Consider the following 12813-nt stretch of genomic DNA (forward strand, 5'->3'; position numbering starts at 1 on the left):
ATGACCATAAATACAGTTACTGATAATATTAATACACAATTTTCCATGAAACTTACTCTTCCACAGCAAGATGTTTATTTCGAACAGCTATTGTTCCCTAATGATCCCATCTATAATATCGGGGCCAAAATTGAAATTAAGGGAACAATAGATGCGGAAATATTTAGAAAAGCTTACAAAGCGCTTATTGGGCAGCATGATACCTACCGGAGTATTCTGGTAAAAGATCAGGAGGAAATTGCAATCAGATTAGTAGATGAACATCAATCGGAATTGGGGTTTGTCGATTTTTCTGATGGCACAAATCCTGCTGATGAAGCGGTTTCATATATGCAAAAGGAATTCGTGAAACCTTTCAATTTATTTAATGAAAAGCCTTTGCATGTGTTTACTTTGGTCAAAGTGAATGAGGATTTCCATTATTTATTTTCGGTGTACCATCACATCATCACTGACGGTTGGGGAACTTCTTTGATGTTCCAGCGATTGGTTCAGAATTATAACGAAATTCATGAATTCGGGGAAGTAAAAACCGATTATCCTTTCAGTTATAAAAGTTTTGCTGAAGATGACGATGAGTACCAAAACTCAAAACACTTTTCTGAAGATAAAAAGTATTGGTTGGAAAGGTTTCAGTCGCTACCCGAATCATTTTTGGAAAAAGCATTTTTAGCTGATAAAGCAAATGAATCTGCCCAAATTAATAAAAGTTCCCGCAAAGAATTAGTGATTAAAAGAGAATTATACAATGAATTGAATGCCTTGGCAACTGAACATAAATGTTCTTCTTTTCATTTAATTTTAGCGGTTTTATTTACGTATTTCGGACGGAAACATCAAAATAATGATTTTGCAATTGGTTTACCGGTTTTAAACAGAAGTAAATCTGCTTATAAGAAAACCGTTGGTTTGTTTATGGGAGTTTCACCTTTGCGCATTCCACTTGATTTTGATGCTACTTTCGAAGATTTGCTTCACCAGATCAAAAATCAGTTACGTTCTGATTACCGTCATCAAAGATTTCCTTTAGGCAAATTAATCCAGGAATTGCAGGCTTTCGGTGAAAAAGAAAGAATATTCAACATTACACTTTCGTATGAAAAGCAGAATTATTCGGATAATTTCAAGAATACACAAACCACTGTAATTCCGTTGACACATCGGTCGGAAAGAGTTGCCCTTGCAATTTATATCAGGGAATTTGATGAATTGGAGGATGTTAAAATTGACTTCGATTATAATGTAAATTATTTTGATGATACTCGGATTACACAATTGGTTCAGCATTTTGAAAGTCTGCTTGCTGAAGTTTTAATCCATCCGGGAAAAAGACTAAGCGAGTTTACGTATTTGACAGATGAAGAAGCACAGCAAATCTTACTGGAATTCAATGCTACAAAAACCGATCCGTCAAAAAATCAGACACTACTGGATTTATTCAGGCAACAAGCTGAAAAATTTCCCGGAAAAGAAGCTTTAAAAGATGATTTCAGATCATATTCCTATTCGGAATTTGACAAGTTATCAGATCAAATCGCCGTCTATCTGACGGTAACTTACGGGAAAAATGATAAATCCCCGATCAGTGTTTTATTGGAACGGTCGGCTAATATGGTAGCTGTTTTATTGGGAATATTAAAATCGGGAAGGCCTTACATTCCGCTAGATCCGGCATTTCCAGAAGAAAGACTGAATTATATTGTTGAGAATAGCCAAAGTAAGATATTAATCAATGAAAAAGATTATTTTCTCAATACAACAGATGATGTTTCGGTTGTATCCATGGAAAGTATTTTTGAAAGGATTGATGCATTTGATGCTACACCTGAAAATGTGGTTTCTTCCAAAGATACGGCTTACATAATTTATACGTCTGGCTCAACCGGAAATCCTAAAGGTGTCGAAATCGGCCATAAGTCATTGTTGAATTTTTTGACGAGTATTCAGGAAAAACCGGGAGTTGATTTAAATGACTTGCTATTTTCGGTGACAACTTATTCGTTTGATATTTCAATTTTGGAGTTTTTTACTCCGTTAATTTCAGGAGCGTCTTTATATATAGCAAGTCAGAAAGTCTTATCAGATGTTAATCTGATTATGGAAAGATTAGAAACAATTCAGCCCACAATTATTCAGGCAACACCAAGTTTCTACCAAATGTTATTTAATGCTGATTGGCAAGGTGATAAGAAATTAAAAGTCTTGTGTGGCGGTGATTTATTGAGTGAAGTATTAGCAGAAAAACTGATTGGACACAGTTCTGAAGTATGGAATATGTACGGGCCAACCGAAACAACCATTTGGTCGAGCATAAAAAAGATTGAGCATCCAAAAGAAGCATCCAATATCGGGAAACCAATCCATAACACACAGTTTTATATTTTGGACCAATTCCTGAGTCCGAAACCAATTGGAACAATTGGTGCGATTTATATCGCCGGGGAAGGATTGGCCAAAGGTTATTATAAGAACGAATTATTGACGAGTCAAAAGTTTATTGCCAATCCGTTCGATGCTACAAGTTTACTATACGAAACCGGTGATATAGGGAAATGGAACGACAAAGGCGAAATTGAATTTTTGGGAAGAAATGACAATCAGGTCAAAATAAGAGGATATCGTATTGAATTGGGTGATATTGAATCGCAATTGAATCAAATACCAGGAATCAAAGACTCGGTTGTGATTGCAAAAAAAGGGGAGCAGCAGGATGCTTTTTTAGTGGCTTATATCCTAAAAAGCGAAGAAGAAATCGATTCCAATACAATCAATACGGCACTGAAGATGAACCTTCCGTACTATATGATTCCGAATACGATTATTCATCTGGAAGAATTCCCGCTTACGCCAAACCAGAAAGTTGACCGCAAATCATTATTGCAAAGAGATATTCAGCAAATCCTGAATGAAGACGATTTTAAAGCGCCTGTTTCTGATTTGGAAAGGAAACTTTCTGAGTATTGGAAAGAAGTTTTGAATACCAAAGAACCAATAAGCACAAATGATAACTTTTTTGCACTTGGCGGGCACTCATTGAATGCCGTTAAATTGATTGGTTTAATTGAGAAGAAGCTTTCATTGGCAATAACTTTAAGAACGCTTTTTGATTTTCCTACAATCGAACAGTTGGCTTGTTATCTGCAGGAACTAAAACCCACTCAAACGATTGGTATGATTGTATCCGATTCAAAGGATTTTTATGAATTAACAGCTCCGCAATACAACATTTGGATGGCTTCCCAAAAAGAGAACGGTTCTGTTGCTTATAATATGTCGGCTGCCTATAGGGTTGAAGGGGAAGTTGATTTGCATAAAATTGCTGATTCGGTGAATGCAATAATCAGGAAGCACGAAATTCTGCGAACCAATTTTATTGAAATAAACGGAATTCCGTATCAAAAAATTAATACAGCAGAAAACGTAAAATTTGAAATTACAGTCGTTGAAGAAAATAGTGAAAAAACAGGAAAGGCAATCAATGGGTTGATTAATGCTGCATTTGATCTGGAAACTGATGTATTGATAAGAGTTCAATTACTTCAATTGGAAACAAATCAGTTTATATTACTTTTTTCCACCCACCATATTGTAATGGATGGCTTGTCACTGGAAATTTTCATTAAGGAATTTATTGAAAATTATAATGACGGTAATACCCATGATTTGTCCCATGAAAATAATTTTCAGTTTAAAGATTATTCGGAATGGCTGAATAAGAAAGTGGAGGAGAATGCTTCAGGAAACGGATTGTTCTGGGAAAATTATCTTCAAAATTACAAACATAAAGATTCTTTTGACCGTGATTTTAGCGCTGAATTCAATCAGCAAAACGGAAATAAGCATTTATTTGAGCTATCTGAAGAAACAACTTTAGGTTTGAAAAAACTAGCCCTTGAAGAGCAAGTAACGCTTTATACGGTTTTAATGACTGCTTTAAATATTCTGATTTATAAATATTCCAATCATAACGATATTTGTGTAGGAACCGTAAATTCAGGAAGAAATATTCCGGAGCTGCAGAATCAGATTGGAATGTTTGCCAAAACACTTCTTTTACGAACTGTAATGGAACCGGAGCAAACTATTGCCGGATTACTGAATACAACCCAAAAGAATTTACTGGAAACGAACGATTATCAGGATGTACCGTTTCATAAGCTGCCACAGTCTGTGTTTGATACGTTGCTTGTATACCAGAATCCTGAATTTTCTTTTGATACCATTAATGAATTCAGTGGTTTTAAATTGACACCTTATCCTGTTGACAATAAGTACAGCAGAATGCCAATGGTGTTTAATTTATTTGAAAGTGAGCATAAACTGAAAGGTATCATCGATTATAACTCCGACTTATTCGAGAAGGATTCAATCCAGGTTATTGCGTTGAAGTATGGTGAAATTTTAAATGAAATGGTCAATAATCCATTATTGAAAGTAGGGGAGATTGATGCCAAATTAGCGTTTGAAAAAAATACAACACTTGACTTTGAATTTAATTTCTAACCAATACTTACAGTTTTGATTCATATCTATTATTCATATCTGTCCGAGCAAAATCACGAAAGTTTGTTGAAAAATGATTTGCCAAAGTTTGAAACCGAATACCGTGAAAAAATTAAACGTTACAGAAGATGGCAGGATGCCCAGTCATCTCTTTTAGGAAGGATATTATTATTTAAAGGTGTTGAAGAAATTTATAAGGGAAATCCCCATGATAAAATCATGAAGCACACCAAATACAATAAGCCTTATTTTGAGAATGATTTAATCCATTTTAATATTTCACATTCAGGAGAAATAGTTGTTTGTGCATTAAGTGATGAACACGAATTAGGAATTGATATTGAAATTGTCAGGGATATTGAAATAACCGATTTTAAATCACACATGACGGAAAACGAGTGGGACACTATCATTTTATCAGAGAATGAAAAAGACTCCTTTTTTAGATATTGGACCCAAAAAGAAGCTGTTATAAAAGCCCATGGACATGGTTTGACCATTCCGCTGCAATCTTTTGAAATCTGTGATAATACAACTGAAATAAATGATGAAAAATATTTTTTAAAGGAAATGAAGATTGATGAACAGTACAAATGTTACGTCTCCCTTAAAACTAATATCAACGAAATAGCAATAAATAAATATAACGTAAACCCAAAAAATTAATGAAAAATAAACTAAAAAATGTAACCAGACTGTTTTTGCTTTTATGCCTGTTTTCAAGTGCTTTGTACTCACAGACAAATGCTTTTAAGTATGAGAAAACAAACACTTTTTTTCCTGATGTGGAAATCATTAACAAGGATAACATCGAATGGGGATATTTGACTGTTCCTGAAAACTGGAAAAAACCTAACGGTAAAAAAATCAAGTTGGCTGTTGCGGTTTTGAAAAAAACATCCAAAACAGGCGATTCAAATCCGGTACTTTTTGTTGAAGGCGGACCCGGTGCAGGAGAAATTAAAGGAATTTGGACTTGGTTACAGCATCCGTTAAGAGAGAAGAGTGATATCGTACTGGTTGACCTTAGAGGTGTTGGTTTTTCTTTTCCTAAGTTTTGTCCTGAATTAGGAAAAAAATTCCTTGAGATTCTGGCTAAAAACCAAAATAGTTCTCAGGATGCTCAGCAAAAAGCCATTGCCGCCATGGATTGTAAGCAGGACTTATTAAACAGGGATATCGATCTGAAGGCTTATAACAGTGAATCAATTGCCAAAGATCTGAATGCGCTGAAAAAAGCCTTAAAATATGATAATTGGAATGTCTATGGGGTTTCTTACGCGACATATACCGTTCAGGTTTATGCAAATGATTTTCCCAAAGACGTGAAAACGCTGATTTTGGATTCTTCCATTCCGGATATTGCAAAGTTCTATTACAATCAAAATACTTCAAATTATGTAGGAAGCCTTGAAAAAGTTTTTGATGCCTGTAAAAATGATCCAAATTGTAATAAGCAATATCCAAATTTAGAGAATCTTTATTATGAAACGATTGCGAAATTGGAGAAGAATCCTATTACGGTTAAAGTAGACAAGGAAATTATTCCTGGCGGTGAGTTTACGTATAATGCTGAGGATTTTAAAGTTTGTATACAACAGTCTTTATACCGTAAAAAGCTAATACAGGTAGTACCTTTATTAATCACCGAATTCAGTAAAGGGAACAAAAATACTTTGAGTTCGCTGGTTGCTGCTTTCTCAGGAGCTTTAAGTCTGGATTATGGACTGTTCTATACAACCATCAGTAATGAAGCTTTGCCGTATAATTCAGTTGACGCATTTAATAAAGATGCAGGGAAATTTAAAAAATTAAATGGTGGACTGTCTTTTTATAAATCCGACTTTTTGGTAAGTGATAAATGGAATTTAGGTCAGAAGAAAGATGTTAATACAGCAAAAGATCTATCAGGCCTTTCATCATTAACGGCGCCGGTATTGGTGTTTTCAGGTGAATTTGATCCGGTTACGCCGGTTGCTAACGGAAAAATGACTGAAGAGATGTACCAAAACTCATTCTTGGTTAAAGCACGGGTTTTGGGGCATGGTCCGAGTTTTTCAGAAGAAGGTTTTGATATTGTTGCAGAATTTATACAAAATCCAACGCATAGGCCTGACACCAAAAAAATGGATGCAGACAGCAAAGTACGTTTTGTTACCGATGTGAAGATTAACGGAGGAATTTCAAATTTTGCGAATAGTCTGAATGAGTTTAACCTGTTGTTTTTTGCTCCTTTCTTTATAGCCGTTTTTATTCTGTTAATTTCAATTGTGAATTTTTGTTATGTACTGATTAAAAAGAGAACTGCGACTGAAAACAAACTCCTGAAAGGATTGATTATAAAAACGGCTTTATTGGGCTTTTTTGTAATTGTAGGTTTTGTTTTGGCTATAAACAATACAGTTCAGGATAACTTCTATATTCTTGCTTTTGGTGTACCGAACCAATTTGATTACTTGTTTCTTATTCTATGGGCATTTATGATATTAACTGCGGTGACGGTGCTTTATTTTATTATCAGGATTAAGCATATTTCAGATGCGAGTATCATGGCAACAATTTTATTTTCTTTATTGCTTATCGGCGTTTATTTCCAGTATTGGGGATTTGTGTTTTAAGTTAATTATTTATGTGTAGAAAAAGGCGCTGGATTTATTCAGCGTCTTTTTTGTTTGTTAAGTATCGCAAGCCCTGTTTCTGAAAACGATTAAAATAAAAAAAGACGCTTAAGTTAACTTAGCGTCTTTTTTCAATTATTAATTTATTTATTTATTTATATGGAGAATCAGATTATATCATTTCTCCGCAATCTTGGGTAAGGAACTTTACTCAAGTTAATAAAAAAAAAACACTCAAGATACTTGAGTGTTTTGTGGGGAGAGCAGGATTCGAACCTGCGAAGGTTTCCCAACGGATTTACAGTCCGTCCTCGTTGGCCGCTTGAGTATCTCCCCAACTATTCTTTCAATAGTTTCGCTCTCAAAGCGGTTGCAAATATAGAATCATTTTTCGGGTTTCCAAACAAAAAAAGGAGATAATTTTAAACTTTTTTGTAAGTAATTGGTAGTAAATGAAATAAAAAAAGTCCGAATTGCTCCGGACTTTTAATTTTGTATGATAAAGGACTATTTTGACAATAATTCCTGAACTTTTGCTTTCAATTCAACACCGTAAATATTCATTGCTACAATCTTTCCTTTTGAATCCAGAACAAATGTTGCCGGAATACTTTCAACTCCATATTGTGTGGCAATCGGTTCTTTCCACTCCATTAAATTGGAAATTTGGTTCCAGTTTAATTTATCTTTTGCAATGGCTTTTTTCCAATTGGCAGCATCTTTGTCAAGGGAAACACCTATAATATTTAATCCTTTTGGATGAAATTCATTGTAAAGTGCCACTACATGAGGGTTTTCCTTGCGGCAAGGACCACACCATGAAGCCCAGAAATCGATAATCGTAACTTTTCCCAAAGACTGTTTTAATGAAATAACTTTTCCTTCAGGATTTTTGGCACTGAAATCAGGAGCAATACTTCCTAGCTCAATTTTTTTTTTGGAGCTGCCGGATTCGCTTTTTCAATTTTTTCAATATAAGTTTTGATCTTTTTACCAGTAGAAGTCTCTTTCAGATCACTGCTCAGATTGTCAAAATATTTTTTTATTTTGGTGATATCAGCGTCAGAACTTCCAAACATTTCCTGGATGATTAAAAGCGAAAGGAACGAATCCTTATTTTTTTCCACATAACTGGCTCTGTGGCTTTGGAATTCATCATCAATCTTTTTATAACTATCCGCTATTTTTTTCATTGTAACGGAGTCTTTCTTTGCTGCAGCATCCTTATAGGGCTGGTCATTTTGTTTTCCAAATTCCATTGCCTTATTCTGGATAGGGATCAGGCTTTTTTTGTAAGCTGCAAGCTCATCGTTAGTGCGGCTACCACTAATGTTGGCAAGTCCCATCATTAAACTGTCTTTTTGGGCTTTTACATTTATGTCCCCTTTCTCAAGGATAAACATGAATCCTCCAAGTTGGTCAAAACGTACTCTGTGCATTAATGGTTCTTCTGCTTTCCCCTTAAATTCGAATTTTCCGTCTTTAACAGTAGTCGTGTCAACTCCCGCAATACCGGTGGCAGCTGATTCATTCTGTTTTTCCAAATAAACCATTGTACCGTCAGGCAGTCCTTTAACTTCTCCTGAAACTTTATACTTGTTGCATGATACTGCAAGGGCAGAAAGGGCAATAATTGCTAATTTTTTCATCAGTTTTATAATTTTGTAGGCAAAAATAAAGGATTTGATTTGAAATCAAAGTACTTTTATATTTTATTTAATACCAACGTTTGTGAATCGGAAAGAGATTAAACTGAAGCCAAATAGCCTTAAAAATACTTTTTGTGTTTTTACCGAAGTTGACCCGATTGTGATTCAGGAACTCAAACCTGATTTTGAAAGTGAGTCCGGAAGTAAGTATTTTTATACGGATGAAGGAATATACCGGCTGGCAAACCATTGGGGAAGATTGGGCAATGCAAAATGGCGATTGGTAGAAAATGGTTTTCACGGATCTTCCAAATTGAAATTGGGATATGCAAGATGGAACGCATTTTATCCGGATAATAAATATGAACACTTGTATTATCTGGAAGCCGATTTTAGAACCAATGAAGTATTATATCAGCACAAAATGAATACAACCTATGACGGAAAAGCAATTTTGAGAACAGCTGATGATACCATGAAGAAGGTGAAGCAGGCGCGGAACATATTGCAATTGACCAATTGGTCAAAACATTTTGAAAATCATGATTTGGAAGATCTCAGAAAATTAATCGTAACCGATTTGATCTACACGAACCTGACTCTGGATGAAATTAAACGAAAATACGCATGAGTAGAAATAACGAGCAAAACGCAAAGAAACATAACGATAAATTACATAAGGCCAAAGCAAAAGCTGTAAAACAAAAAGTTGAGCGCAAGGCCCAACTTAAAGCTATTTTGAAAAAATTCAATTCGGAACAAACACCGGAATAATTTTAGTTTTGTGTATTCTTTTCAGGTATTGTACAATTTCCGTTGATTCCGCAACCCTGATTGGTTATTCCCTGAAATAAAAAGAAAGCTGCAAATATAAAGAAGAACCATTCCCTTGTTTCGATTCCCTGAAAAATAAGAAATATCCCGAATACCAGACGAATGGCACGCATTAAATGCCAATTCTTCAAAAGAGAAAATTTCATTTTACAACACCTTACTTTGACAAACGAAATCCGATTTCGGCAATTCCGTTTTTGAAATAGCACCGAAACCGCCTTCAATTTCAGTAAAATTACGGTAACCGCGTGCCTGTAGGATTGATGCGGCAATCATACTGCGGTATCCGCCGGCACAGTGCATATAAAAATGTTCGGAAGGATCGATTTCATTAATCCAAGTATTGATATAAGCCAATGGTTTGCTGTAAGCTTCATCAAGATGCATGGCACTGTATTCTCCTTCTTTTCTGATGTCAATAACTTTGTCGACACCAACCTTAAGTTCAGAAGCAAATTGTTCAGCCGTGATTCTTTTTACGGTATCCGTTTCTTTTCCGGCTTGTTCCCATGATGCAATTCCACCTTCAAGGTGACCCAATACATGATCAAACCCAACACGGCTCAAACGCGTGATGCTTTCTTCCTCTTTCCCCGGTTCGGTAATAATGATGATCGGTTGATTCACATCTGCAATTAAAGTACCTACCCATGGTGCAAAATCACCACTGATTCCGATATTGATCGATTGCGGGATATGTTTTTTGCAAAACTCGGCCGGATGGCGTGTATCCAGTATAAGTGCTTCGGTTGTTTCAGCCAGGTCTTCAAATTCGGTAACCGTCAAGGGTTTCATTCCGTTGTTTAAAACCGATTCAAAGCTGCTGTATCCTTTTTTATTCATGGTCACATTCATCCCGAAATAGGCAGGAGGCGGTGCTAATCCGTCCAGAACTTCTGTTACAAATTCGCCTTCGGTCATGTTAGCGCGTAAAGCATAATTTTTTTCTTTCTGCTCGCCAATTGTGGAAACCGTTTCCTTGCTCATGTTTTTACCGCATGCAGAACCCGCTCCGTGTGCCGGATATACGGTTACTTCATCAGGAAGTGTCATGATTTTGGTGCGTAGCGAATGGTATAAAGTGGCTGCCAGTTGTTCCTGGGTAAGATCGGCCGATTTTTGTGCTAAATCCGGACGTCCCACATCACCGATAAATAAAGTGTCTCCGGAGAAAATGGCATGCTCTTTTCCGTTTTCGTCCAACAAGAGGTAAGTTGTACTTTCCATGGTATGGCCCGGAGTATGCAATGCTTTGATTTGGATATTTCCAATTTGGAACAATTGCCCGTCAGTTGCGATAACCGTTTCAAATTCAGGAGTTGCTGTTGGTCCGTAAACAATCGGTGCATTCGTTTTTTTGCTCAGGTCAAGATGACCCGAAACGAAATCAGCATGGAAATGGGTTTCAAAAATATACTTCAATACGACACCGTCTCTTTCCAAACGGTCAAGGTACGGCTGGATTTCACGCAGCGGATCAATAATCGCGGCTTCACCGTTTGAAGTAATATAATAAGCTCCCTGGGCTAAACACCCGGTATATATTTGTTCTATTTGCATAACAATAGTTCGTTCATTATCGGTACAAAAATAATACTTAAAAAGATAAGAATTGAGTGATTAAGATCACTTTATGAAAAGTTCTTTACTGATGATGAACAGACTCATGAACAACACAAACCAACCAAATGCTCTTTTGAGCCTGCCACCGTCAATTTTTCTTGAAAACCCTGATCCAATCAACATTCCCATTACAGCCATCAAGGTGATTGATAACATGAAAGTTACGTTTATATTGATGCCGTTTACCAGATCGCCGGCGAATCCTGAAAGTGAATTGATGGTAATAATGAGAAGGGAAGTGCCCACTGCCTGTTTCATCGGAATTCCTCCGAAGAAAATCAACGCCGGAATGATTAAAAATCCGCCGCCGGCTCCTAAAAATCCGGTGACCAAGCCAACAATAAGGCCAATAATCCCCAGTTTTATCCGACTGACTTCAGTTTTGCAGTTTTCACTCCTGCCCATGATCATGGCACGTGAAGTGGCCAGCATGAGTAAGGCAAAAACCAGCATGATCAGCATGTCTTTGGTTACTGTTGTAGTGCCGGTTTCAAACAGTACTGTTGGAATCTTCGGTAAAATAATTTTGCGTACCAGTAAAATAGACAGAATGGAAGGGAAAGCAAAATACAGTGCTTCCTTTACTTTCAGATTTTGGAACGTATAGTGTTTATAGGAACCTATTCCCGCCGTGATTCCTACAACAAAAAGGGAATAACTGGTTGCTAATTCAGGATTGATACCGAAGAGGTAAACCAAAATGGGTACGGTCAATATTGATCCGCCACCTCCGATAAGGCCTAAAATGATCCCGATGGCTATTGCCGCTACAAAACCGATGACTTCCACTTGTATTGTTTTCAGCAAAAGTCAAGTAAAAAGCAGAATTAAACGGTAACTAATGTCACACTACTTCAAATTTGGAATAATTTCGATGTGGCTTCGGTGTAAGTTCACGATACCGCGCTGTTCCATTTTTTTGAGTAAGCGTGAAATCACTTCGCGTGATGTATTTAATTCAGAAGCGATTTCCTGATGGGAAAGTTTGATATCATTGCATCCGCAGGCATCCTGGTGTTTTTTCAGGTAAAATTCCAAACGTTCATCCATCGCTTTAAAAGCAATACTGTCAATTACCATTAAGACTTCCTCAAACCTTCTTCGGTAGGTTTCAATTACAAATTCGTACCAGGAACGGTGAGTGGCCATCCATTTTTCCATGACCTGCAGCGGAATCATTACCAGTTCAGCATCCTCAACCACTTTGGCCATGATCTGACTGGTTTCCTGTTTGGTGGCACAAATCATGGATATCGCACAGGCCTGTCCGGGTTGCAGGTAGTACATAAAAAATTCTCCTCCGTCTTCATCTTCGCGGAACACTTTGAGTTTTCCTTTCACGATCAATACCGTACTTTTAATATATTGGCCGGAACGCATCATGACTTCACCTGCTTTCAGTGAGTGAAGGGTTGCGTTTTGTTCTACTTCCTCAATTAATTGCGGACTGAAATTTGGGAATTGTTTTTTTATGATGTCTTTCATGTGTGAATCAATAGAATACAAATATACTATTCTGAAAATTTGTTCGCTTATTATTGTTTAGTTAAAAATCATATATTTGGATAAACAGACAAAAAAACAAA

Annotated in this window: 11 protein-coding genes and 1 tRNA gene; 5 read left to right on the plus strand and 7 right to left on the minus strand. The window is 36.4% G+C overall.

The window, feature by feature from the left end:
• The 3 genes from NAT51_RS15860 to NAT51_RS15870 are packed head-to-tail and all read left to right on the plus strand — an operon-like array spanning position 1 to position 7121.
• The gene (locus tag NAT51_RS15860; protein WP_250600393.1) at positions 1-4503 is read left to right on the plus strand and encodes an amino acid adenylation domain-containing protein; all 4503 of its coding nucleotides are present in this window, start codon (positions 1-3) and stop codon (positions 4501-4503) included.
• A 15-nt stretch (positions 4504-4518) separates the two neighbouring features.
• Positions 4519-5169, plus strand: a complete 651-nt coding sequence (locus NAT51_RS15865; protein ID WP_250600395.1) for a 4'-phosphopantetheinyl transferase family protein — start codon at positions 4519-4521, stop codon at positions 5167-5169.
• Positions 5169-7121, plus strand: a complete 1953-nt coding sequence (locus NAT51_RS15870; protein ID WP_250600397.1) for an alpha/beta fold hydrolase — start codon at positions 5169-5171, stop codon at positions 7119-7121. The genes NAT51_RS15865 and NAT51_RS15870 overlap by 1 nt, the downstream gene beginning before the upstream one ends.
• 255 nt (positions 7122-7376) lie before the next feature.
• On the opposite strand, the gene NAT51_RS15875 is transcribed toward NAT51_RS15870, so the two are convergent.
• From NAT51_RS15875 to NAT51_RS15885, 3 genes are all read right to left on the minus strand, one after another.
• Positions 7377-7457: transfer RNA gene (locus NAT51_RS15875), tRNA-Tyr, on the minus strand.
• A 171-nt stretch (positions 7458-7628) separates the two neighbouring features.
• On the minus strand, positions 7629-8051 hold the full coding sequence (locus tag NAT51_RS15880) for a peroxiredoxin family protein (protein WP_317245605.1): 423 nt from the start codon (positions 8049-8051) through the stop codon (positions 7629-7631).
• Entirely contained in the window at positions 8042-8770 is a 729-nt protein-coding gene (locus tag NAT51_RS15885; protein ID WP_250600399.1) for a DUF4369 domain-containing protein, read from the minus strand. The genes NAT51_RS15880 and NAT51_RS15885 overlap by 10 nt, the downstream gene beginning before the upstream one ends.
• Positions 8771-8852: 82 nt before the next feature.
• Between NAT51_RS15885 and NAT51_RS15890 the strand changes: the two genes are divergently transcribed.
• On the plus strand, positions 8853-9401 hold the full coding sequence (locus NAT51_RS15890) for a hypothetical protein (protein ID WP_250600401.1): 549 nt from the start codon (positions 8853-8855) through the stop codon (positions 9399-9401).
• Entirely contained in the window at positions 9398-9544 is a 147-nt protein-coding gene (locus NAT51_RS15895) for a hypothetical protein (protein WP_250600403.1), read from the plus strand. Before NAT51_RS15890 ends, NAT51_RS15895 begins: the two co-directional genes overlap by 4 nt.
• A 2-nt stretch (positions 9545-9546) precedes the next feature.
• On the opposite strand, the gene NAT51_RS15900 is transcribed toward NAT51_RS15895, so the two are convergent.
• The 4 genes from NAT51_RS15900 to NAT51_RS15915 form a co-directional block, all read right to left on the minus strand.
• Positions 9547-9750: a hypothetical protein gene (locus NAT51_RS15900; RefSeq protein WP_250600405.1), complete on the minus strand. Its 204-nt coding sequence runs from the start codon at positions 9748-9750 to the stop codon at positions 9547-9549.
• A gap of 1 nt (position 9751) precedes the next feature.
• Entirely contained in the window at positions 9752-11164 is a 1413-nt protein-coding gene (locus NAT51_RS15905) for an MBL fold metallo-hydrolase (protein ID WP_250600407.1), read from the minus strand.
• Between the two features lie 66 nt (positions 11165-11230).
• Positions 11231-12016: a sulfite exporter TauE/SafE family protein gene (locus tag NAT51_RS15910; protein WP_250600473.1), complete on the minus strand. Its 786-nt coding sequence runs from the start codon at positions 12014-12016 to the stop codon at positions 11231-11233.
• Between the two features lie 60 nt (positions 12017-12076).
• Positions 12077-12712, minus strand: coding sequence for a Crp/Fnr family transcriptional regulator (locus tag NAT51_RS15915; RefSeq protein WP_250600409.1), 636 nt, complete (start codon positions 12710-12712; stop codon positions 12077-12079).
• Positions 12713-12813 lie beyond the last annotated feature (101 nt).

It is taken from the genome of Flavobacterium amniphilum, assembly GCF_023634845.1.
In the GTDB taxonomy this organism is placed as follows: Bacteria; Bacteroidota; Bacteroidia; order Flavobacteriales; family Flavobacteriaceae; genus Flavobacterium; species Flavobacterium amniphilum.